19 protein-coding genes and 1 riboswitch are annotated in these 22,768 nt (G+C 69.3%); of the genes, 7 read left to right on the top strand and 12 right to left on the bottom strand.

Annotation, left to right across the window (positions count from 1 at the left end; all coding sequences use genetic code 11):
* Positions 1-186 precede the first annotated feature (186 nt).
* From ABD108_RS09340 to ABD108_RS09310, 7 genes are all read left to right on the top strand, one after another.
* Positions 187-1,752 (top strand): fatty acid desaturase, encoded by a 1,566-nt coding sequence (locus tag ABD108_RS09340; protein ID WP_425579774.1) that lies wholly within the window; start codon positions 187-189, stop codon positions 1,750-1,752.
* 29 nt (positions 1,753-1,781) lie between these two features.
* A complete protein-coding gene (locus ABD108_RS09335; RefSeq protein WP_343930119.1) occupies positions 1,782-2,960 on the top strand; it encodes a type III polyketide synthase in 1,179 nt (392 codons plus the stop codon).
* 10 nt (positions 2,961-2,970) lie between these two features.
* On the top strand, positions 2,971-4,752 hold the full coding sequence (locus ABD108_RS09330; RefSeq protein WP_343930118.1) for an ATP-binding cassette domain-containing protein: 1,782 nt from the start codon (positions 2,971-2,973) through the stop codon (positions 4,750-4,752).
* A 37-nt stretch (positions 4,753-4,789) separates the two neighbouring features.
* Positions 4,790-6,976, top strand: a complete 2,187-nt coding sequence (locus ABD108_RS09325; RefSeq protein ID WP_343930117.1) for a malate synthase G — start codon at positions 4,790-4,792, stop codon at positions 6,974-6,976.
* A gap of 65 nt (positions 6,977-7,041) precedes the next feature.
* Positions 7,042-7,794 (top strand): spermidine synthase, encoded by a 753-nt coding sequence (locus tag ABD108_RS09320; protein ID WP_343930116.1) that lies wholly within the window; start codon positions 7,042-7,044, stop codon positions 7,792-7,794.
* A 10-nt stretch (positions 7,795-7,804) separates the two neighbouring features.
* The gene (locus ABD108_RS09315) at positions 7,805-8,908 is read left to right on the top strand and encodes a substrate-binding domain-containing protein (protein ID WP_305110456.1); all 1,104 of its coding nucleotides are present in this window, start codon (positions 7,805-7,807) and stop codon (positions 8,906-8,908) included.
* On the top strand, positions 8,905-9,405 hold the full coding sequence (locus tag ABD108_RS09310; RefSeq protein WP_220658668.1) for a hypothetical protein: 501 nt from the start codon (positions 8,905-8,907) through the stop codon (positions 9,403-9,405). Before ABD108_RS09315 ends, ABD108_RS09310 begins: the two co-directional genes overlap by 4 nt.
* On the opposite strand, the gene ABD108_RS09305 is transcribed toward ABD108_RS09310, so the two are convergent.
* From ABD108_RS09305 to secA2, 12 genes are all read right to left on the bottom strand, one after another.
* Positions 9,399-9,713, bottom strand: a complete 315-nt coding sequence (locus tag ABD108_RS09305) for a hypothetical protein (RefSeq protein ID WP_220658667.1) — start codon at positions 9,711-9,713, stop codon at positions 9,399-9,401. The two genes, ABD108_RS09310 and ABD108_RS09305, sit on opposite strands and share 7 nt — an antisense overlap.
* An 86-nt stretch (positions 9,714-9,799) precedes the next feature.
* Positions 9,800-11,083, bottom strand: coding sequence for a hypothetical protein (locus tag ABD108_RS09300; RefSeq protein ID WP_343930115.1), 1,284 nt, complete (start codon positions 11,081-11,083; stop codon positions 9,800-9,802).
* A gap of 436 nt (positions 11,084-11,519) precedes the next feature.
* Positions 11,520-12,224, bottom strand: a complete 705-nt coding sequence (locus ABD108_RS09295) for a hypothetical protein (RefSeq protein ID WP_220658665.1) — start codon at positions 12,222-12,224, stop codon at positions 11,520-11,522.
* Between the two features lie 41 nt (positions 12,225-12,265).
* Complete coding sequence (gene gcvP, locus ABD108_RS09290; protein ID WP_343930114.1) at positions 12,266-15,100, bottom strand: aminomethyl-transferring glycine dehydrogenase; 2,835 nt, start codon at positions 15,098-15,100, stop codon at positions 12,266-12,268.
* A gap of 86 nt (positions 15,101-15,186) precedes the next feature.
* A riboswitch (glycine riboswitch) is annotated at positions 15,187-15,294 on the bottom strand.
* 20 nt (positions 15,295-15,314) lie between these two features.
* A complete protein-coding gene (locus ABD108_RS09285) occupies positions 15,315-16,541 on the bottom strand; it encodes a macrolide family glycosyltransferase (protein ID WP_255585778.1) in 1,227 nt (408 codons plus the stop codon).
* Between the two features lie 43 nt (positions 16,542-16,584).
* Positions 16,585-17,202, bottom strand: a complete 618-nt coding sequence (locus tag ABD108_RS09280; RefSeq protein WP_220658663.1) for a MerR family transcriptional regulator — start codon at positions 17,200-17,202, stop codon at positions 16,585-16,587.
* Positions 17,203-17,417: 215 nt separating this feature from the next.
* Complete coding sequence (locus ABD108_RS09275) at positions 17,418-17,936, bottom strand: bifunctional nuclease family protein (protein WP_220658662.1); 519 nt, start codon at positions 17,934-17,936, stop codon at positions 17,418-17,420.
* Between the two features lie 38 nt (positions 17,937-17,974).
* On the bottom strand, positions 17,975-18,709 hold the full coding sequence (ftsR, locus tag ABD108_RS09270) for a transcriptional regulator FtsR (RefSeq protein ID WP_439655412.1): 735 nt from the start codon (positions 18,707-18,709) through the stop codon (positions 17,975-17,977).
* A gap of 5 nt (positions 18,710-18,714) precedes the next feature.
* Positions 18,715-19,155 (bottom strand): oxoglutarate dehydrogenase inhibitor Odhl, encoded by a 441-nt coding sequence (odhI, locus tag ABD108_RS09265; protein ID WP_305110449.1) that lies wholly within the window; start codon positions 19,153-19,155, stop codon positions 18,715-18,717.
* 148 nt (positions 19,156-19,303) lie between these two features.
* Positions 19,304-19,708: a glycine cleavage system protein GcvH gene (gcvH, locus tag ABD108_RS09260; protein WP_220658660.1), complete on the bottom strand. Its 405-nt coding sequence runs from the start codon at positions 19,706-19,708 to the stop codon at positions 19,304-19,306.
* 110 nt (positions 19,709-19,818) lie between these two features.
* A complete protein-coding gene (locus tag ABD108_RS09255; protein WP_220658659.1) occupies positions 19,819-20,424 on the bottom strand; it encodes a CDP-alcohol phosphatidyltransferase family protein in 606 nt (201 codons plus the stop codon).
* A 4-nt stretch (positions 20,425-20,428) separates the two neighbouring features.
* Entirely contained in the window at positions 20,429-22,738 is a 2,310-nt protein-coding gene (gene secA2 / locus ABD108_RS09250; RefSeq protein WP_343930113.1) for an accessory Sec system translocase SecA2, read from the bottom strand.
* Positions 22,739-22,768: the final 30 nt, after the last annotated feature.

Genomic DNA, 22,768 nt, shown 5'->3' with positions numbered 1-22,768 from the left:
CATTCCGCGCAACCCGAGGTCGAGTATGCATCACTCGGCGCAGAATTCAGGCGGACATTCGATCTTCGAACTGGGATGAATCGGACATTTTCCCGGTAGGACTGGCCGTCCTTTGGCGATCCATTAGCGTGCGACGGAACAGTGTCAGGTAACGGCGGGAAAACCGTCTCGTCAGGAGGACGACCAGTGACTCAGAATCCCACCGTGCCGCCGCAGGAAGGCGCGCACGATCCGGGCCCGCGCGATCTCCACCGCGCCCGCCCGGAGCCACCCGGAGGTCCGGACGGTGCACGTCCGGACCCGGACTCACGTCCCGGCCCCGGCCCCGGCGGACCCGGGCCGGGCGGTGGACCGCAGTTGTCCGATGTATGGGTTTACAAAGGCCGCGCCTACGACCTCTCGGAATGGATCAACAAACACCCGGGCGGAGAATTCTTCATCGGCCGCTCGAAGAACCGGGACATCACCTCGATCATCGGGTCGTATCACAAGGATCCCGAGAAGATCGAGCGGATGCTGGAACGATTCGCGCTCGACCGGGACGCACGAATTGAAGATGTGCATCCTAAGAACAATGCCCCCGCGTTCCTTTTCAAGGACGGATTCGACAGTTGGCGCGATACCCCGCGCTACCGGTTCGACGATCCGGACGATCTGCTGCATCAGGTGAAGAAGCGGCTGCGCGATCCCGCGCTCGCGGCGCGGATCACGCGGATGGACCGCTGGTTCGACGTAGCCGCCCTCGCGCTGGCCGTGGCCTATGTCGCGGTGATCGCCACTCGGCTGTCGGTACCGGCGTGGATGCCCTTGCCGCTGTTCGTGATCGCCATGGTCGTGCTCCGCAGCTCGCTGGCGGGCTTCGGGCACTACGCGATCCACCGGGCGCAGAAGGGCAAGAACAAGGTCCTGGTGAACGCCTTCGACATCAACTACGTCGCGCTGTCCTTCGTCACCGCCGACGGTCACGCGCTGCTGCACCACCCGCACACGCAAAGCGAGGTGGACATCAAGAAGAACGTCTTCACCATGATGATGGACATCCCGCGGTGGTATCGGGTGCCGATCCACACCCTGCACAAGTTCGGCCACACCGCGACAGGCATGACCTCGCGATTGTTCGAGATCGTCAAGCTGACCCGGCAGGTGGGCGTCGCCGACATGTACGGCTCGTTGCGCGGCGCGCTCCCGCACTTCGTGGGCGCCTTCGGCATGCGCGTGCTGCTGATCGGCGAGTTCTTCCTGTTCCTGTTCCTCGGTGACATCTGGGCGTGGGTCGCGCAGTTCGTGGCCGTGCTGTGGGTGAGCACCTTCCTGGTGGTCGCCAGCCACGACTTCGAGACCGATGTCGACGAGCTGCCCGAACCCGATACCGAGGACTGGGCGGTCAACCAGCTGCACCAGGCCTACGACCTGAAGATCTCGGGCAACCGCTACGTGGACTGCTTCCTCTCGGCCGGACTGTCCAGCCACCGCGTGCATCACGTGCTGCCCTACCAGCGCAGCGGCTTCGCCAACATCGCCACCGAGCGGGTGATGGCCGAGGAGGCGGCGAAGTTCGGCGTCGAATGGCTGCCGGCGCGCAGCTTCTTCTTCGACCGGCTCCCCGACCAGGTGCGCACCTTCCTGTTCTCGAAGTCCCGGACCGCACAGGCCGAGGGGCACGGTTTCCTGCGCGAGCACTTCTCGCCGAAGGCCCTGCGCACCTCCGGTTCCTACGTCGTCGCGGGTTTCACCGGCATCGGCACCGTCTGATCGCCCCAGCCTCATCTAGGAGTACCCCCATGAACGCATCGCACGGTATCGACACCGCGCTGCAGCAGCCGCCTCTGCCCGAGCCGCTGTGGCGCGGAGCTCCCCCGGCGCCGCCGACCGCGGTCGCGGTGATCGAATCCCTCGCCACCGGCTCACCGTCGGGCGCCTTCGATCAGGCCGCGTCGGCCGAGCGGGTGGCCTCCCGGTTCGACGATCCGGCCCAGGCCGAACGCATCCGCCGGGTGTACGCGAAGACGATGATCGATACCCGGCACCTGGCGATCGACCCGCTGGACGAGGATTTCGCCGCCTTCAGCGCCCGGCCGGACACCGTCCGCGAGCGGATGGACCTGTTCGCCGAGCACGCCGCTCCGCTCGCGATCGACACCGCCCGGCGTGCGCTCGGCACCGTCGACCCCGCCGATGTCGGGCAGCTCGTCTTCGTCACCAGCACCGGCTTCCTCGCACCCGGGGTCGACGTGGCGGTGGTGCGCGCCCTGGGCCTTCCCGCCTCGACGAGCCGGGTGGTGGTCAACTTCATGGGGTGCGCGGCGGCGATGAACGCCCTGCGGGTGGCGAACGATTACGTGCGCGCGCACCCGGATCGCAAGTCGCTCATGGTGTGCCTGGAACTGAGTTCGGTGAACGCGGTGTTCGCGGGTGACCCGAACGATGTGGTGATCTCCAGCCTGTTCGCCGACGGCTGCGGTGCCGCCGTGATCGGCGCCAGCGAGGTGGGGCACCCGCTGCCCGCCGGGAGCATCGTGGTCCGGGACACCTTCGCGCACCTGCTCGACGACGCCGAGGACGGGATCGTCCTGGGCGTGAACGCGAACGGCATCACGTGCGAGCTGGCGCAGTCGCTGCCCCGGTACATCATCGACGGTGTGGCACCGGTGGTCGACGGGGTCCTGCAACGCAATGGACTCGACCGGGATGCGATCGCGCACTGGGCCATCCACCCGGGCGGGCCGAAGATCATCGAGTCGGCGAGCGCCGCGCTGGGGCTGCCGCGGGCCGCCTCGGAGACCAGTTGGGCGGTGCTCGCCGAGCACGGGAACATGCTCAGCGTGTCGCTGCTGTTCGTCCTCGAACGGCTGCTCGCCGCCCGCACCGCGGGTACCGAACCGCAGACGGGGATCGCCTTCTCGTTCGCCCCGGGGGTCACGGTCGAGGGCTTCCTGTTCGACGTCATCGGCGGGGAGTGAGGACCGCACCGTGAAGCTCCTGAGATTCCTGTTCTCCATCTCCCCCGCGGCGATCGCCGCGGCGGTGGTGGCGGGCCTGATCGCCGGCGGCGCGAACGCCTATCTGCTCACGCTGATCAACGGCTTGGTCGCTCCCGGGCCGATGCCCACGGTCACGGTGTCCGAGTTCATCGTGACCGCCGCGGTGGTGGTCACGGCGGGCGTCGCCTCGCAGCTGGTGCTGCTGCACCTGGCGCAGGCGGCGGTGTACCGGCTGCGGGTGCAGCTGTCGAAGCGGGTACTCGCGGCGCCGCTGGAGCACATCGAGCGGCTGGGCGATCACCGGCTGCTGGCCACTCTCACCGAGGACGTGCGCTCGCTGTCGATGGCGCTCTCCGGTATCCCGGGCCTGTGCATCGATCTGGCCACCATCATCGGCGCGCTCACCTATCTGGCGACGGTCTCCGGCACGCTGTTCGCGGTGTCGGTGGCGGGCACGCTGATCGGCATCGCCTGTGTGGAGACGGTGCTGCGCAAGGTGCGTGAGCACTACCGCCGGGCCCGCGAGCTCGACGATGCGCTGATCGGCTCGTTCCACGAGGTGACCCGCGGCATCAAGGAGCTCAAACTGCACCGCGGCCGGCGCGCCGATTTCCTGGACCGCCGGCTGGTGGGCACCGCGACCGGCCTGCGGCAGCGGCACGTAGCGGCAGGCACTCGGTTCGCGGGCGGGCAGGCACTGGGCCAGGTGCTGCAGCTCGGCACCATGGTGGTGATCCTGTTCGTGCTGGCCCGGGCGCTGGAGCTGCCGCGGGAGACGATGATCGGCTACGTCCTGGTGACCACGTTCCTGTCGATGCCGATGCAGAGCCTCATGCACCGCATCCCGGACCTGGTGCGTGGTGATGTGGCGCTGGCGAAGATCCGGGCCATGGACTTGTCGCTGGAGACCCCGCGCGACGAATCCGCACTGCCCTACGACGATCGGCCGCTCGCCGCGGACGCCACCGTCGAGCTGCGCGGGGTGGGCTACGAGTACCTGCCGGAGCCGCCGCCGGGGCCGCCCGGCGTTCGGCCGCCGCATCCCCCGGGCGGGCCCGGAACAGCGATGCAGGGCGCGCCCGGCGCGCCGATGCCGGGCGGCGCACCGTCGCACCCGGGCCCGGGGATGCCTCCTGGGCATCCGCTCGATGGGCACGGGTTCCGGCTCGGGCCGGTCGACTTGGCGCTGCGCCCGGGTGAGGTGACCTTCCTGGTCGGCGGGAACGGGAGCGGGAAGTCGACGCTGGCGAAGGTGATCGCGGGCCTGTATCCGCCGCGCACCGGGATGCTGCTCGTGGGAGGCGAGCCGATCGGTCCGCACAACACCGAGTGGTTCCGCCAGCACACGGCGGCGGTGTTCTCCGATTTCCACCTGTTCGACGACTACCTCGGGCTCGCTGCCGACGATCTGGACGATCGGGTGCGCGCGCTGCTGCACGAGCTGGAGTTGGGGCACGCGGTCACCGTTGCCGACGGGCGGCTATCGACGGTCGCCCTGTCCACGGGGCAGCGCAAGCGCCTGGCGCTGCTCACCGCGTTGCTGGAGGACCGGCCGGTGTACCTGTTCGACGAGTGGGCCGCGGATCAGGACCCGCGGTTCCGTGCGGTCTTCTACGATCGGATCATCCCCGATCTGCGTGCCCGCGGGAAGACGGTGATCGTGATCACCCACGACGACCGGTACTTCGACAGGGCCGATCAGCTCGTGAAACTGGACTACGGCCAGGTGGTCACCGCGGAGCGGACGGGGAACCTGCGCGGAGTAACATGATGCGCGTACTGCTTAACGACGAAGGGTTGAAACTGCCATGGCCGATACCGCCCGCACGTCCGTCGCCGGCCTCGATGTCGCGACGGTCCTCTACGACTTCATCAACAACGAGGCCCTTCCGGGGACGGGTGTAGACCAGGCCGCCTTCTGGACCGGCGCGGCGCAGCTCATCGGCGATCTCGCGCCGAAGAACAAGGCCCTGCTCGCCAAGCGCGATGAGCTGCAGGCGAAGATCGACGACTTCCACGCCGCCAACCCCGGCGAGGTCGACTTCCCGGTGTACAAGCAGTTCCTCACCGACATCGGCTACCTGGTGCCGGTGCCCGAGGATCGCGAGATCACCACGGAGAACGTGGACAGCGAGATCACCTCGACCGCCGGCCCGCAGCTGGTGGTGCCGATCCTCAACGCGCGCTTCGCGATCAACGCCGCGAACGCCCGCTGGGGTTCGCTGTACGACGCGCTGTACGGCACCGACGCCATCTCGGAGGCCGACGGCGCCGAGAAGGGCTCGAGCTACAACAAGGTCCGCGGCGACAAGGTGATCGCCTTCGCCAAGGACTTCCTGGACAAGGCCGTGCCGCTCGAGGCCGGTTCGCACGCCGCCGTTTCGGCGTACCGGATCGAGGGCGGCCAGCTCGTCGCCGACGTCAAGGGCGCGTCCGGTTCCAGCGAGGACGCCACCTACTGCCTGGCCGATCCGTCGGCCCTGGTCGGCTACGCGGGCGACATCGCGGCACCGTCGGGCATCCTGCTGCGCCACAACGGCCTGCACCTGGAGATCCAGATCGATCCGGCCTCGCCGATCGGTTCGACCGATCGCGCCGGCGTCAAGGACGTGCTGGTCGAGTCGGCCGTCACCACGATCATGGACTTCGAGGACTCGGTCGCGGCCGTCGACGCCGACGACAAGGTGGTCGGCTACCGCAACTGGCTGGGCCTGAACAAGGGCGATCTCGCCGAAGAGGTCAGCAAGGGCGGCAAGACCTTCACCCGCACCCTGAACCCGGACCGCACCTACACCGCGGTGGACGGTTCGCCGCTCACCCTGCACGGCCGCTCGCTGCTGTTCGTGCGCAACGTGGGCCACCTGATGACCACCGACGCGATCCTGCTGAACGGTGAGGAGATCGGCGAGGGCATCCTCGACGGCATCGTCACCTCGCTGATCGCGATCCACGGCCTGTCGGGCGAGATCAAGAACTCGCGCACCGGCTCGATCTACATCGTCAAGCCGAAGATGCACGGCCCCGAGGAGGTGGCCTTCGCCGCCGAGATCTTCGAGCGCGTCGAGCAGGTCCTCGGCCTGCCCGCCCGCACCCTCAAGGTGGGCATCATGGACGAGGAGCGCCGCACCTCGGTGAACCTCAAGGCCGCGATCGCCGCCGCGAACGACCGCGTGGTGTTCATCAACACCGGCTTCCTCGATCGCACCGGCGACGAGATCCACACCTCGATGGTGGCCGGACCGTTCGTCCGCAAGGCCGATATCAAGGGCCAGACCTGGTACCCCGCGTACGAGGACTCCAACGTGGACGTGGGCCTGCACGCGGGCCTGCAGCACAAGGCGCAGATCGGTAAGGGCATGTGGGCCATGCCCGATCTGATGGCCGCGATGCTGGAGCAGAAGATCGCCCAGCCCAAGGCCGGCGCCACCACCGCGTGGGTGCCCTCGCCCACCGCCGCGACCCTGCACGCCCTGCACTACCACCTGGTGGACGTCTTCGAGGTGCAGAACGAGATCGCCAAGCGCAATCCGGCGTCGGTCGACGACATCCTCACCATCCCGCTGGCGACCTTCGCCGATTGGTCGGCGGAGGAGAAGCGTGAGGAGCTCGACAACAACAGCCAGTCGATCCTCGGCTACGTGGTCCGCTGGATCGATGCGGGTGTCGGCTGCTCCAAGGTGCCCGACATCCACGATGTGGCCCTCATGGAGGATCGCGCCACGCTGCGCATCAGCTCGCAGCTGCTGGCGAACTGGCTGCGGCACGGCATCGTCACCGAGGACGAGATCGTCGAGTCGCTCAAGCGGATGGCGCCGGTGGTCGACCAGCAGAACGCGGGCGACCCGTCGTACCGTCCGTTGGCGCCCGATTTCGACACCAACATCGCCTTCCAGGCCGCGAAGGACCTGGTGCTGTTGGGTGGCGCGCAGCCGAACGGCTACACCGAGCCGATCCTGCACGCGCGCCGTCGCGAGTTCAAGGCCGCGAACAGCTGACCGAGGAACGTGAGACCGGGCCGGTCGCGATCGAGAACGATCGTGACCGGCCCGGTGCGTTCACGGTGTTCCTGGACGGGACGCCGCAGAGTTACGTGGATCTCGACGATCCGACCAACCTGGTCTTCGAGTACGTCCGCCGGATCGGCCACGTCGCCGATCTGGTGCGACCCGTGGGGGATCCGATCACCGCGGTGCACCTGGGCGGGGGCGGCTTCACGCTGCCGCGGTACATCGCGGCGACCCGGCCCGGGTCGCGGCAGCAGGTGATCGAGTCGGACCGGGCACTGATCGATGCGGTCCGGGCGGCGATGCCGCTGCCGAAGCGGGAGCAGATCAAGGTGCGCTGCGCGGACGCGGCGGAGGCGGGTGCGCTGCTGCCCGGCGGGCTGCACGGCAACGTCGATCTGCTGATCCTGGACGTCTTCGCCGGGGCCCGGACCCCGGGCGCGCTCACCACCGGCGAGTTCTTCACCTCGCTCGTGCCCCTGCTCGCACCCGGCGCGGCCGTCGCGCTCAACATCGGCGACGGTCCACCGCTCGCCTTCGCCCGCTCGGTGACGGCCACCATCGCCGATGTCTTCGGCGATGTCGTGGTGGCCGCGGAACCCGCCATCCTCAAGGGCCGGCGGTTCGGGAACCTGGTCCTGGTGGCGGGAACAGTGCCCGACGGACTCCCCCGCCGCCTGGCCGGCGACCCCTTCCCGGGAACCCTGCTGGACGGTGCGGAAATCGCTCGCTTCATCGGCGGCGCGAAGCCCATCACCAGGGACAACGCACAGGACTCACCTCCCCCACCGCGCGGCGTCTTCGGGTAGGTTGCTCTCGATGGGAACGCATAGGTCGGGTACGGGTTCTCGCGGGCTCGCGCGGTGGGTCGTCGCGGCGATCGCGGCGGTCCTCGTGGTGATCGCGGTGGCCGCGGCGATGGTCTGGTTGCTGGGCCGCTCCGAGCAGGAGGGCCGCGATGCCGCCGCCACGTGTGTGGAGGGCGAGCTCTCCCTGAAGGTGGCCGCGGCGCCCGCATTGGTGGAGTCGCTGCGCCGGGTGGCCGAGGGATTCAACTCCTCCGGCACGGTGTCGAACGACTACTGCCCGAAGGTGGAGATCACCGGCGTCGACTCCCCCGTTGCGCTATCGGCACTGTCCGGCACGTGGGATGCGAAGCTCGGTCCGGCACCGGCGCTGTGGATCCCGGAGAGCGCCACCTGGACGGCGCGGCTCGCTGCCGCCAAGCCGTCCGAGGTGTCGGGTCAGCCCACCTCCATCGCCTCCTCGCCCGTGGTGCTCGCGGTGCGGGGTTCGGCGCGCCAGACCTTCGACGGTGTGCGGTGGGTCGATGTTCCGGCCCGCCAGCCCGATCTGCGGATCACGCTGCCCACCGGCGCGGGCGCCGACGGCACGTACCTCGCGGCGCAGACCGTGGGCGCCGCGGTGGCCCGCACCGGCGGTGCCGCGATCACCGAGGAGGCCGCGCGCGGTCCGCTGGTGACCGGCACCCTCAACCGCTGGGCCGCGTCCGCGCCGAAGACCGCGAACACCACCGCCGCGCTCGAGGGACTGATGGTGCCGTCGGACACGCTGCGCGCGGTGCCCACCACCGAACAGCAGCTCTTCGCCTTCGCCCGCGGCCGGGGCGAGACCGCACCCGTCGCCGTGTACCCGGCGGGTCCCACCGCGTCCGCCACCTATCCCGCGGCGGTCCTCGACCGCGAGGGTGTCTCCGCGGCGCAGCGTCGCGCCGCATCCGATTTCGTCGCCTACGTCGGTAAGGCCGACAATGCGAAGCCCTTGGCGGAGGCAGGTTTCCGGGTGTCCGGACAGTCCACCCCGGCCAAGACCCCGTCGGTCTCCTTCGGCACCGTCGAGCCGCTCGCGCCCGCCGCGAACCCTGCGGTCATCGCCATCGCCGACGCCATCACCCCGAAGTGACCCGCCTCGTCGCCTCGCTCGGCTGGTCCGGGAACTGGACGGTGCGGTCCGATGCGTTCGGATCGCTGAAGTCCCGGCGAGATGATCGCGGCGATCTCGATTTCCGCTCCGGCGATGGTGACGTCGTCTTCCGAGTGGTCCGTCGCGGGCGATCGTGGTTCGTCGAGGGCAGCGACGATCGCGCCGAGTTCCACTCCGAACTCCACGCCGACGGTGTTCGCCGCGTCTGGTCCATCAAGAGTGCGTCCTTCGCCGGGACCGCGATGGAGAGGGGCACGAAGCGGTCATTCGCGCGCGTGCTGGCCCAGGCTTCCACCATCGGGCCACTGCACCTGATCGTGCCGGTCTCCCTGCGGATCACCGACGATGCCGGCACCGCGGGAGTCGTGACGTCACGGCGCACGCTCCCGATCGGATACACCGCCGAGGCGGATGAGCGGTTGCACCCATCCCACCTCGCCGCACTGACGGTGCTGATCGGCTCCGCCGGCTACTGAGCGTTCTCGCGGGATCGGCCGCGCTCGCGTAGGGCCGCGAATACCCCCGGCGAGCTCGTGAGCACGCCGATGGCGACGCCGAAGGGCACGAAGCTGAGGATCGGCGAGTCGTTCCACCCGGACCACTGGGTGAACGCGATCGCGATCGCCATGGTCACCGCGCCCGCGACCCAGCTCCATACGTCGTCGCTCCTGGTGGTGGCCGGGCGGGGACGCGAACCCGCGACCTTGAGTCCGCATTCGATCAGCACCATCGCGAGTACCGCTCCGACAGCGCATCCGGCGATGTTGAGCAGGAGATCGGTCATACCGGCACAATATGTCCTCCGCCGACTTTTGGTGCCTTTCTGCGGTCGCAGCGCGGTGTCGGCCGCAGAAAGGCACCGAAAGTCGGCTAGTAGTGCGCGTTCAGGTAGTCGATCAGGTGATGACGGGTGTCGCGGATCTGGTCGTGATAATCGTCGCCCGCGGCGGCGTGGGCATCGCGCAGGCCCTCGAGGGCTGGATCGTGCCCGCCCTCCAGGTACACGTCATCGTTCCACGTCAGGGCCCACAGGCGTTGCGACTCTTCTCTCACCCGGCAATCCACGACGGCGCGGTAGGCGGCGGCCTCGTACAGGTCGCACTCCGCCGCGAGCGGGTCGCGGTGGTAGCCGATCTCCTCGGCGGCGCGGTCGAGGATCGGTTCGAGCTCCGAGCGCGGGCTGGTCGACGATGCCATCGCCAACTCCGTCCACGCCTCCCCCGCGCCGGGTAGGTCGGCGATGACTTCGGCGGCCCGCTGTGGCACGTCGGCCGAGGGCATCGCTTGGAGGCGGTAGCTCACGATCAGGTCGTGGGCACGGGTGGTGGGGTCGGCGAAGTGGGCGTGGACGGTGTCGGTCAGCTGCGGCCCGAATCGGGCGTCGAGATTGTCGATGATGCTCTCGCGCAGTCCATCGCGCCGATGGCTCCGCATCCATTCGGGCTCGTCCTTCACAACCGTGGCGAGCTCCACCGATGGCACGAGGGCGACGAGCGCCTCGCGGTACCGGCGGGCGTCGCCGGTGCGCAGGGCGTAGTGGATGAGCTGCGTGGTGACGTCGGCGTCCGCCTCGTCCGCGGAACGGTCGTAGCCGATGTCCGCGGCGGCCCGCTCGACCGTGCCCCCGGCACTGGTCACCGCGGGGGTGGCCAGTTCCACCCAGGCCGGCCCCAGATCGCCGAGGCCCGCAACCGCTGGGGGCAGCTCGGCATCGGAGAGCAGGCCGCGTCGATACGCGGCGATCACATAGCGGCCCCGGACAACAGGATCGGCGAAGTGCTCCTCGACGTCGGCGCCGAACCGCGCGACCGGAACATCGAGTCTGCGGATTGGTACGGATGTCAGGGCCGGCGCGGACAATTCGGCAGTCTCGTCGTCTCGACGGTGGCGGATCGCGGAGACCATGTCGGGAAGGAAGACCATCGGCATAATGGCAACGCCGACAGTGATGCCCTCGACGAACCGCGACCGGTCGGGCCACAGGGCAAACACGAGGAGCGGAGCCAACACAGCCCAGAGCAGCGGCGGAATGTAGTCGAGGACCCAGTCCTTGATCCGCCGTTTCCGGGTGTGTGTTCCGATCACGGCGCCGACGGGGATCGCGAGCAGGAGCATGGCGAGGGAGCCGACGATCACACCGCCGAAGTAGCTCACCTGCGGTCGTCCGAACGTGGCGTTCCAGATCGCGCGTCGTCCTCAGCGGCCATGGGCGCATCGGCGCTCTGCGCCTCGGTTTCCGCGGCGGAGCTCTGAGGACGGCCGTCGAGTCTGCACTCAGTGACGGTTTCCCGCGACGCCCCGTCACTCAATGCAGACTCGTCTCCACGGCGACGCAAGAGACTGACAACGTCCGGGAGGAACACGACGGGCGCCGCTGACACGGCGACGACGATTCCGTCCACGAATGCGGATCGATCGGGCCGGAGTACGCCGACGACCACGCCGACGATGATCCACCAACCGAGGACAGCCAGAGCTCCGCGCAGCCAATCGCGGATACGGACGCGAGGAAGTGGGCCGATCCTGCGGCTCATAGGCCTCCCGAGCGCGACTAGCACTGTCAGTCCGAGCACGGTCCCCCAGACTGCACTCATGCCGGGACCGGCGAGCCGAATCGGGTGGTGAGGAGGGCGAGGGCGGTGCGACGGAAGGCGCGGTCGACGTCGGGGTCCCACTCCTTGTCACCGCTGCGCACGAACGGGGCGACGAGCACGGGGAGAGCCTCGATCAGCGTCGGCGAGGAGAGCTGCCAGCCGCGGACCATCGTCGTGTAGTGGATCGTCCGCGAGAAGTCCACGTAGTCGCCGCTGTCGAGGGCGGCGAAGGCCCAGTAGCCCACCAGATCGGTCGCATGGTCGGGGTCCGGGGCGGCCGGAGACGACAGCGCGAATCCCGCGCGCACCGGGAAATCGCCGTCGCGGAAGTACGACCGCGCCGCGGCGGGAATCGCGTCGCGGGCGGACCGGACCTCCTCGTCGTCACGCGCGACCTGCCGCCGGTTCCGCAGGTGTGCGACCGCCAACGCGATCGCGAACAGGGCCATCGTCGAGCCGACGCTCCACGCAAGGGACGCCGAGGCGGATTCCGGCGCGCCGACGGTCGTCACCCGCAGTACCTGCACGGGGAGGATCACGGCGAACCCGACCGCGTAGCCGACGAGCATGTCATTGGTCGACGACGTGGTGCGCCGATCACCACGGTATCGCCAGGCCTGGACACCGACCACGACCAGCAACAGCCCGATCACCGCGAGATTCGCCAAGACCTCGGCGTTCTCCTCCACCCACTGCCCCATGGCTCGCAGTTTACGTCAGCGAACCATGGGTCAACGACTGGTTACTCAGCGAAGGCCTCGATCGGCGGGCAGGAGCAGACCAAGTTTCGGTCGCCGTACACACCGTCGATCCGCCGGACGGACGGCCACACCTTGGCGCGCGCACCGCCGGACGGCAGGCCCGCGGGGTACACGGCGATCTCGCGCGAGTAGGGGTGGTTCCACTCGCTCACCAGGCACTCGGCGGTGTGCGGGGCACCGCGCAGCGGGTTGTCCTCCACCGGCCACTCCCCCGAGGCGACCCGCGAGATCTCCGCGCGGATGGCGATCATCGCGTCGCAGAACTCGTCGATCTCACCGAGCGACTCGCTCTCCGTGGGCTCCACCATGAGCGTGCCCGCCACCGGGAAGCTCATCGTGGGCGCGTGGAAGCCGTAGTCGGCCAACCGCTTCGCGACGTCGTCGATGGACACGCCGGTGTCCTTCGAGATGCCGCGCACGTCGAGGATGCACTCGTGCGCGACGCGGCCGTTCTCGCCCGTGTACAGCACCGGGAACGAATCGTTCAGGCGCGCAGCGATGTAGTTCGCCGAGGCGATCGCGGTCAGCGTCGCCTTCCGCAGGCCGGAAGCACCCATCATCCGGATGTACGCCCACGTGATCGGGAGGATCGACGCGCTGCCGAACGGCGCGGCCGAGATCGTCGGACCGTTTCCGAGGGAGGGCTCCAGCGGGTGCCCGGGCAGGAAGGGCGCGAGGTGGCTGCGCACGCCGATCGGGCCGACGCCCGGGCCGCCACCACCGTGCGGGATGCAGAAGGTCTTGTGCAGGTTCAGGTGCGAGACGTCGCCGCCGAACTTGCCGGGCCGCGCGAGGCCGACCAGGGCGTTCATGTTCGCGCCGTCCACGTACACCTGACCGCCGGCCTCGTGCACCGCGCCGCAGATCTCGCGCACCTCATGCTCGTACACGCCGTGCGTGGACGGGTAGGTGATCATGATCGCCGCCAGCTCGTCGGCGTGCTTGGCGATCTTCTCCTTGAGATCCGCGGTGTCCACATCGCCCGACTCGCGCGAGGCCACCACGACCACCTTCAGGCCCGCCATCACGGCCGAGGCCGCGTTGGTGCCGTGCGCGGACGACGGGATCAGGCAGACGGTGCGGTGCGCATCGCCGCGCGAGAGGTGGTAGTTGCGGATCGCGAGGAGGCCCGCGTACTCGCCCTGCGAGCCGGCGTTCGGCTGCAGCGAGACGTTGTCGTAGCCGGTGATCGCCACCAGCCACTCCTCCAACTGGGCGATCAGCGCGCGGATGCCCTCGCTGTCGGCGGCGGGCGCGAACGGGTGCAGCCGCGAGAACTCGGCCCAGGTGATCGATTCCATCTCGGCGGTCGCGTTGAGCTTCATGGTGCACGAGCCCAGCGGGATCATCGAACGGTCGAGCGCGATGTCCTTATCGGCCAGCTTGCGCAGGTAGCGCAGCATCGCCGTCTCGGTGCGGTAGTTGTGGAAGGCCGGGTGCGTGAGGAACTCCGAGCTGCGGTTCTCGATGTCCGACGGTGCCGCGTCCACCGGCTGCGCGTCGAAGGCCTTGAGCACCGCGGCGACGTCGGCCTCGGTGGTGGTCTCGTCGGCGGCCACCGAGACGTGGTCGTCGTCGACGCGCCACAGGTTGTACCCGGCGGCCTTGGCGGCGGCGATCACGTCGTCGGCGCGGCCGGGCACCTGCACGAGCACGGTGTCGAAGAAGTCGGCGTGCACCACGGCGTCGCCGAGGCCCGCAGCGAGCGCCGACGCGCGGGCATGCACACGCAGCGCGATCGCTCGCAGGCCCTCGGGGCCGTGGTAGCTGGCGTACATCGCGGCCAGCACGGCCAGGAGCACCTGCGCGGTGCAGATGTTGCTGGTGGCCTTCTCGCGGCGGATGTGCTGCTCGCGGGTCTGCAGGGCGAGTCGGTAGGCGAGGCTGCCGTCGGCGTCCACGGAGACGCCCACGAGGCGGCCGGGGATCTGCCGGGCGTGCTTCTCGTGCACCGCGAGGTAGCCGGCGTGCGGACCGCCGAAGCCGAGCGGCACGCCGAAGCGCTGGGTGGTGCCGAAGCAGGCGTCGGCGCCCTGCTCGCCGGGAGGCGTCAGCAGGGTCATGGCCAGCAGGTCGGCGCCGACGGCGACCAGTGCGCCGCGCTCATGCGCGGCGTCGATCACGGTCTGCACGTCGGGGATGCGGCCCGAGGCACCGGGAGTCTGCAGGATGACGCCGAAGAACTCGCCCTCGGGCAGGCCGTCCGCGATCACGTCGGTGACCACGACCTCGATGCCCAGCGGCTCTGCGCGGGTCTCGATCACGGCGAGGGTCTGCGGGAAGACGTCCCGGTCCACCACGAGTCGCGGGCTCTTGGACTTGCCGGCGCGGCGCAGCAGGGTCATGGCCTCGGCGGCGGCGGTGGCCTCGTCGAGCATGGAGCTGTTGGCGATCTCCATGCCGGTGAGGTCGGAGACCATGGTCTGGAAGTTGAGCAGCGCCTCGAGGCGGCCCTGGCTGATCTCGGGCTGGTACGGCGTGTACGCGGTGTACCAGGCCGGGTTCTCGATGATGTTGCGCAGCAGTACCGGCGGGGTCAGCGTGTCGTAGTAGCCGAGGCCGATCATGGTGCGGTCCACGGTGTTGCGGTCGGCGAGCGCACGCAGCTCGGCGAGGGCCTCGTGCTCGTCGATCGGTGCGGGCAGTGCGCCCAGGCCGTTGTCGTCGGCGGGGTCGAGGATCGCCGACGGGACCGCGGCGCGGGCCAGGTCGTCGAGGCTGTCGACGCCGATCACGCGCAGGATCTGCTCCAGCTCACCGGCGTCGGGGCCGATGTGGCGAGCGGGGAAGTTGCTTGCGGAAGTGCTGTCGGACACTGGGGAACCTCCGGGCCGTGACGTGCCGGGCGCGAGGGACGACCGGCGCTGCCCTCCCCCTCAGTCGCCGGCGGCTCCAGAGGCGCCCAACCCGCATGGTCCTGGTGCCTGAGAGATTGACGGAGAGGTGTTGCTCCTTCGGCGCCCGGGGCCCGTGCTCGACGGTGCCCGCTGGGCTCTCCCACGCGGTGTTGCGACGCCCGACGATTCTAACTCAATCCAGCAGGACATCCGTACGGTGACTCGGCCCGCCCGCGGAGGGCAGCAGCTCCAGCACCACATCGGCCGCGCGGTCCAGCCCACCGAGCTCGGCCAGTTCCGCCGCGAGCTCCCGCGCACGGCCCGTGAGTTGCAGGGCGGCGTCGCAGGCCGCCCCCAGCGACACCGCGTCCAGCTCCTCCGGCAATGGCACCGCGATCCCCGCCGAGGCCAGCATCTCGGCGTTCTGGAACTGGTCCGCCGCCTGCGGCGCGGTGATCACCGGTGTGCCGGTGAGCATCGCCTCGGTGCTGCCACCCATGCCCGCGTGGGTGAGGAAGACGTCCGTCTCGCCCAGCACCGTGACCTGATCGATCCACGGGTGCACCTCCACGTTGGGCGGCAGCGCACCGTCGGAGGCGGTCACCGTCGACGGGTCGGTGCGCCCGCCCACCTGCAGGATCACCCGCCAGTCCGGGCGGGCGACGGCGAAGTCGCAGGCGGCGCGGTAGGTGTCGGGCTGGTCGGTGAAGGCCGACCCGAAGGACACCAGCAGGGTGGCCGGGCGGTCCTGGGCCGACGGTGCCGCCTCCGGAAGGCGGCGCGCGGGTCCGGTGAAGGTGTAGATCGAGCGGTCCACGCGGTCGGCGTTGGGCTGCATGGACGGCGCGATGAGCACGAGCGACCGTTCCGGCGTGCCGATGAACTCCAGCGAGTCCGTCTCGATGCCGTACCGGGCGAGCAGTGCGTCCTGTCGGGCCAGCATCGCGATGCCCCGAGGGTCGGTGCGGAGCATGGTGTGGAAGTCGGCCATATCGTCGGCGTAGCCCTCCCAGGCCACGTACGTCGGCGAAACCTGGAGCGCGGGAACGCCCCAGGCCCGGGCGAGGACCAGGCTCATGGCGCCGGCGATGTCGTAGAGGATCAGATCGGGACGGTCGTCCTCGTACAGGGCGAACCACTGCGGCAGCTGGTTCTCGTACTCGTCGGCGAACACGGAGAGTTGGTCGATCACGTCGCCGGCGAAACCGTCCTCGGCGTCCGCCGTGGCCGCCTCGCCGAGCTTCGGGATCACCGAGGTGTAGGGCTTGAGTTCGGCGCCGGTGGCCTCGATGGCGTCCCGCATCGACGGGTCGTTCGCGTAGGTCACGCGGTGCCCGCGGCGCACCAGTTCGGCGAGCAGATCGAGCGCCGGAAGCACGTGCCCGGGGGCGGGGATGGAGAACATCGCGATGTGAGCCACGGCGATGAACCTAGGCGGCGCACGATGGGCGCCGCAATGCGATTTAGCCGGTGGCGCGGGAGCGGTTGCGGCGGCGCGAGGCGAGCTCGTCCTCGGGGGCCGCGTCGGCGGCGGCACCGTCGGCCCGCTCGCCCGGGAAGTCGGCGATGGTGCCGGTGAGCTCGCGCATCGCGCCGGAGACGGCGATGCCGAAGACGCCCTGGCCGTGCTGCAGCAGGTCGACGACCTCTTCGGCGCTGGTGCACTCGTAGACGGTGGTGCCGTCGGAGAACAGGGTGATGCGGGCCAGGTCCTCCACACCGCGCTGGCGCAGGTGGTCGACGGCGACGCGGATGTTCTGCAGCGAGATGCCGGTGTCCAGCAGCCGCTTGACGATCTTCAGGACGAGAACGTCCTTGAACGAGTACAGGCGCTGGGTGCCCGAGCCGCCGGCGCTGCGGATCGACGGGACGACGAGCGAGGTGCGGGCCCAGTAATCGAGCTGGCGGTAGGTGATGCCGGCGATCTGGCAGGCGCTGGGGCCGCGGTATCCGAGCAGCTCATCGGGGATGGTGTCGTTCGGGAACAGGCCCGGCGCGATGTCGTCGAGCGAGCCCTGTGTACCCACGAGCGTGCTCGCCTGCGGGTTATCGCCCTGCCCGGTGCCAACCTGATCGGTCACTGCCGTCTCCCTCGTAGGTCCCGTGCGCACTCCTCAGAGTACGCCTCCCGCGTTCCGGCCGTCGGTGTAATTCCCTCGGTGCCATTCGCGGTGTCCGGCGTGAACGCTAGGGGGCCGAAGCGTCCGAATCAACGCGACACACCCATAACCTCAAGTTGAACTTTAGGTCGAGACCGAATCGTGATCTTCGAGCGAGCGAGTGCGCGAACCGACGTTCAGGACTCGCCGGGGGCCTTGAAGTCGTCGGCCGAGATGGAGTCCAGGAACTCCTTGAACTTCTCCACCTCTTCTTCGGCGGGCGCTTCTTCACCGGATTCGGTTGTCTCCGAGTCGATCTCATCATCCGGGAGGATCAGCCCGGCCTCGGCCAGCACCTCTTCCTCGGCGAAGATCGGCACCGCGAGCCGCACCGCGATCGCGACCGAGTCCGACGGCCGGGCGGAGACGGTCTCGTCACCGTCGAGCACCAGATCGGCGTAGAAGGTGCCCTCCTGCAGCCCGGTGATGCGCACCTCGGTGAGCGAGCGCCCGAGGGTCTCCAGCAGGTCGCCGATCAGGTCGTGCGTCAGCGGGCGGCTGGGCTCCACGCCCTGCAGCTTGATGGCGATGGCCGTGGCCTCGCCCTGCCCGATCCAGATGGGCAGATACCGGGGGCCGCCCACCTCGCGGAGCAGCAGCACCGGATCGTCCTGCGGCGGGTCCATGCGGATGCCCGCGACCGTCATCTCGATCATGGCTTCACCTTACCGGCGGCCGAATTGGGTTGCACCGACTACCGAACGGCGTCTTTGACAGCGGACTTGACCAACTGGGTGTGGAAGGTCACGGACAGCGCCGCGAGCTCGCGGATCAGCTCCGCCGCCCGCTCCGCGGCACCGGCGTCGCCGCCGCGGGCCACGGGGTTCGCGATCTGTGCGATCAGACCCGCCTCACGGTCGGCGGAGGTCTTGAAGGCCCGCAGGTGCCGGGCCTCGAGCCCGTACTCGGCGAGCGCCTTGGCCGCGCGGACCAATTCGACCGCGTCCTCGTCGAAGAAGCCCGCCTTGCCGGAGGTCAGCAGCGCCGAGCGCTCCAGCTCCCGCAGGAAGGCCTCGTCGGCGCCGGACCGGCCCAGCAGATCGGCGCGGCTGATCCGGGTCTGGCGGCGCGCGGAGAAATCGGTGGCCGGGGCCGTCTTCGACGACACCGCCGTCAGCGTGCGCGGGGCACGTGGGGCCGGGCCCTCGACGCTCTCGCCGCGATCGTGCGCGTCCAGCTGCTCCTTGATGATCTTGAGCGGCAGGTAGTAATCACGCTGAGCGGTGAGCACGTAGCGCAGCCGCTCGCAGTCCTTCGGCGAGAAGCGCCGGTAGCCCGACGGGGACCGGTCGGGCGTGACCAGCCCCTCCGACTCGAGGAATCGGATCTTGGAGATGGTCACGTCCGGAAACTCCGCGCGGAGCTGCTCCAGCACCGCCCCGATCGACATTGCGCTCGGGGCGGTGGATTCCTGACGTGGGGCCGTCACCGGGTTCAGCCCGCGGTGGGTACGAAGAACACCAGGCGGAACTTGCCGATCTGCACCTCGTCGCCGTGGGCGAGCGGCGACGCGTCGACCGGCTCACGGTTGACGTAGGTGCCGTTCAGGCTGCCCACGTCCACCACGGTGAAACCACCCTCGACCGCGCGGAACTCGGCGTGCCGGCGGGAGACGGTGACATCGTCGAGGAAGATGTCGCTGTCGGGATGACGACCGGCCGAGGTGGCCTCCTGATCGAGCAGGAAGCGAGAGCCCGCGTTCGGTCCGCGCTTCACCACGAGCAGCGCCGCGCCGGCCGGGAGGTTCTCCAGGCCCGTGACCGGAGCCTCGCTCTCGGATCCGCCGGAGGCGTCCATCTCGCGGATGATGTCGGCACGGAACACCGAGGTGGTCTCCACGGGGGCCTCGTCGAAGCCCTTGTCGTTCTCGCTCACATCGCTCCTTCGTCAGTTCCTACTGCACAGGTGTTCAAGTTTGCGGTACCTCGGGATGTTGTTGTCCACGGTACCGCGACCGGCGCCTCAGGGGCGGCCGATCGTCGGGGCTCTAAAGCCGTTCTAAGGAACGGACTTCACCGCCCGCTCAGGCCTCGGCGGTCAGCGCCTTGTAGCCGTCCGCGTCGAGCAGTTCGCCCAGCGCCGATTCGAGGTCCTCGGGCGAGGCGGCCTCGATCTCGACGATCCACCCCTCGCCGTACGGATCGGAGTTGATCAGATCGGGGCTGGAGTCCAGCTCGCCGTTCACGGCCACCACGCGGCCGGCCAGCGGCGCGAAGATGTCGGAGACGCTCTTGGTCGACTCCACCTCGGCGAACGAATCGCCGGAGGTGACCTCGGCATCGTCCTCGGGGAGCTGCACGAAGACCACGTCGCCCAGCTGATCCTGCGCGTACTCGGTGATCCCGATCCGGACCACCGTGTCGCTCTTCTTCAGCAGCCACTCGTGATCGGGCGTGTACAGCAGTTCTCCGGGAAAGCTGGCGCTCACTTCAGACTTCCTTTCGCGAGGGCTGCGCCGGGCGCGCGGCGGTTTCAACTTAGTGGGCGGCACCGGGGTCGAGCAACACGCCCCGGTGTTAACCCCTGTGACCGGTGTGGTTACGTCCGCCGCGGGAGCCGCTGCACCACCAGCACCGTCTGGTACCAGTACAGCGCCAGGGTCCACCAGTACATCCCCAAGCCCCAGATCAGGAAGGCCCAGCCCAGCGGGTGCATCACCGTGCCCAGCCAGTTGTCGAAGGTGCCCGCCAACAGCATCGGCAGCGCGTACATCAGCGCCATGGTGGCGGCCTTGCCCAGGTACAGCGTGGGCAGTGCGGTGATGCCGCGGCTGCGCAGGAAGGGCACCGTGCCCGCGAGGAGAACCTCCCGGCCCACGATCAGCGCGAGCACCCACCACGGGATGATCCCGCGGATCGCCAGTGCGATGGGCACCGCGATCATGTACAGCCGGTCGGCGGCGGGATCGAGCAACTCCCCCAGCCTGGTCTGCTGATTGAGCACGCGCGCCAGCTTGCCGTCGAGCCAGTCGGTGAAGCCGGACACCATGAGGACCACCAGGGCCCAGGCGTCGTTCTTCTCGACCAGCAGCAGCCACAGGAACAGCGGCACGCCGAGCAGCCGCAACACGCTGAGCGCGTTGGGCACGTTGACGATCCGGTCCGACGGTGCCGGGTCGGAGGCCGGTGCCGCGGCGTCGTTCATGGCGCTAGATCAATCCGAACATGTTCGCCATGCCCTTGGTGGCGAACGGATTGTCGTGCACCATGTAGGTCCACGTGAGGGTATTGCGCCCGAGGTCGGAAGCGTCCAGATCGATGCCGTCGGAGGTGATCTCGGCCTCCCGAAGCGACTCGCGGGCGCGGCGCAGGGCCTCCTCGGCGAGCTTGCGGAACTCCTCGATCACCAGGCGGTGGAACTCGTCGAGCGGCGACTGCTTGCCCAGCGCGCGCAGGTGGATCGTGGTCTGCACCTCGGAGACGAAGGCGAGGTGCTCGGCCCACACCCGGTCGAGGTGGTACAGGAAGGCCTCGCGCGCAGCCTGTTCCAGGACCTCGTCGGACACGCCGGCCTCGCGCAGCTCGTCGACGCGCTCCGGTTCGAGCTCGACGAAATCGGTGAGCGGCTTGTCGGTGGTGAGCAGCGCGTGCCGCCGCGCCATCACGAGATTGCGCTGCTGGTTCACCAGATCGTTGTAGCGCCAGGTGTTCGCGTGCGTCTCCAACATCGCGCCCTCGGCCACGCGCTGCGCCGAGTCGAGCATGTCGGCCGCCTTGCCGCCGCGCGGGAACTCCCCCGTGTCCGGGTCGAAGCCGCCGGGCGACCGCTTGAGCGGGAGGTGCCGCTCGACCAGCGGGTCCTCCACCGAGGCGAAGATCACCGAGGTGCCCGGGTCGCCCTGCCGGCCGGCGCGGCCGCGCAGCTGCTGATCGAGGCGCTCGGTGTCGTGCAGGCCGGTGCCGATCACGGCGAGCCCGCCCAACTCGGCGACCTCGTCGTGTTCGGGGCTGTCGTCGCCCGCCCCGCTGCCGCCCAGCTTGATGTCGGTACCGCGACCGGCCATCTGGGTGGACACCGTGACGGCGCCCTTCTTGCCGGCCTCGGCGATGATCCGCGCCTCGTCGGCGTCGTTCTTGGCGTTGAGCACGGTGGCGACCACACCCGAGATCTTGAGCATGTGCGCCAGCTCCTCGGACTCGGCCACATCGTGCGTGCCGATGAGCACCGGCTGGCCGGTCTCGTGCAGCTCGCGGACGTACTCGACGATGCCCGCGACCTTGTTGCCCTTGTTGTCGTACACGCGCATCGGCTGGTCGACGCGCACGTTCGGGGTGTTCGGCGGGATCTGGGAGACGCCGAGATCGTAGAACTGGCGCAGCTGCTCACCGGCCGCGAGCGCGGTACCGGTCATGCCGCACACCAGGGCGTAGCGCTGCAACAGCGCCTGGACGGTGATGGTGTCGATGACCTCGCCCGAATCCGTCTGGGCGAGCCCCTCCTTCGCCTCCACCGCGGCCTGCAGGCCGTCCGGCCAGCGCTGCAGTTCCGCGACACGGCCGCGCGAGGAGTTGATGAGCTTCACCGCGCCGTCGCGCACGATGTAGTGCACATCGCGTTCGACCAGCGCGTAGGCGTGCAGGGCGATGTTCACCTGCGGCAGCGTGGAGGCGACGTGGGCATCGGAGTACAGCTCGATGCCGCCCAGCTCCTCCTCCACGAGCTTCGCGCCGTCGTCGGTGAGGAAGGCCGATTTGCCGTTCTCGTCGATCTCGTAGTGCCGGCCCTGACGCAACCGGGCGACCACCTCCATGATGGCGGCCTGCGGGACATCTCCCTTGACCGAACCAGCCAGCACGAGAGGGATCAGCGCCTCGTCGACGAGCACCGAATCGGCCTCGTCGACGATCGCCACATCCGGTGTGGGCGAGATGAGATCGTCGGCGCGGGTGGCGAGCTGATCGCGCAGCACGTCGAAGCCGATCTCGTTGACCGAGCCGTACACCACGTCCTTGCCGTAGGCGGCGCGGCGTTCCTCGCGGGTCGAGGACTCGGTGACGAAGCCGACGGTCACGTCGAGCAGATCGAAGAAGGGCCTCATCCACTCGGCATCGCGCCGCGCCAGGTAGTCGTTGGGCGAGATCACGTGCACGGACCGGCCGGACAGTGCCATGCCGGCCGCGGCGATGGCACCGGCGAGGGTCTTGCCCTCACCGGTGGCCATCTCCACGACATCGCCCTCGAGCAGCCGATCGGCGCCCTGCAGCTGGACGTCGAAGGGCCGCAGCCCCAGGGTGCGCTCGGCGGCCTCGCGGGCGATCGCGATGAACTTGGCGCGATCCTCGGCCTTGGGCTTGTACACGTCCAGCGCGAGGGCGGCGTCGGCGAATTCCTCGTCGGTCAGGCCCTCCGCCCACTCGTCGAATGCGGCGGACTGCTCGATCAGCGCGACGGACCTCGATTGGTTCCGCGTGCTCTGCGCGCCGAGCACCTTCCACATCTTGTTGCTGAACTTGCCCACGTGACCTCCGCTGTCGGTTCGACCAGCTCC

The sequence above is a fragment of the Tsukamurella strandjordii genome (assembly GCF_039525985.1).
In the GTDB taxonomy this organism is placed as follows: Bacteria; Actinomycetota; Actinomycetes; order Mycobacteriales; family Mycobacteriaceae; genus Tsukamurella; species Tsukamurella strandjordii.
The sequence above is the reverse complement of the archived record's forward strand: the minus strand, read 5'-3'. Positions and strand labels throughout refer to the sequence as shown.

Coding starts and splice junctions, on each gene's coding strand:
- ABD108_RS09325 (WP_343930117.1), top strand. CDS start 4,790: ATGGCCGATACCGCCCGCACGTCCGTCGCCGGCCTCGATGTCGCGACG.
- ABD108_RS09295 (WP_220658665.1), bottom strand. CDS start 12,224: ATGGGGCAGTGGGTGGAGGAGAACGCCGAGGTCTTGGCGAATCTCGCG.
- ABD108_RS09305 (WP_220658667.1), bottom strand. CDS start 9,713: ATGACCGATCTCCTGCTCAACATCGCCGGATGCGCTGTCGGAGCGGTA.
- ABD108_RS09315 (WP_305110456.1), top strand. CDS start 7,805: ATGGGAACGCATAGGTCGGGTACGGGTTCTCGCGGGCTCGCGCGGTGG.
- ABD108_RS09335 (WP_343930119.1), top strand. CDS start 1,782: ATGAACGCATCGCACGGTATCGACACCGCGCTGCAGCAGCCGCCTCTG.
- ABD108_RS09255 (WP_220658659.1), bottom strand. CDS start 20,424: ATGAACGACGCCGCGGCACCGGCCTCCGACCCGGCACCGTCGGACCGG.
- ABD108_RS09275 (WP_220658662.1), bottom strand. CDS start 17,936: ATGATCGAGATGACGGTCGCGGGCATCCGCATGGACCCGCCGCAGGAC.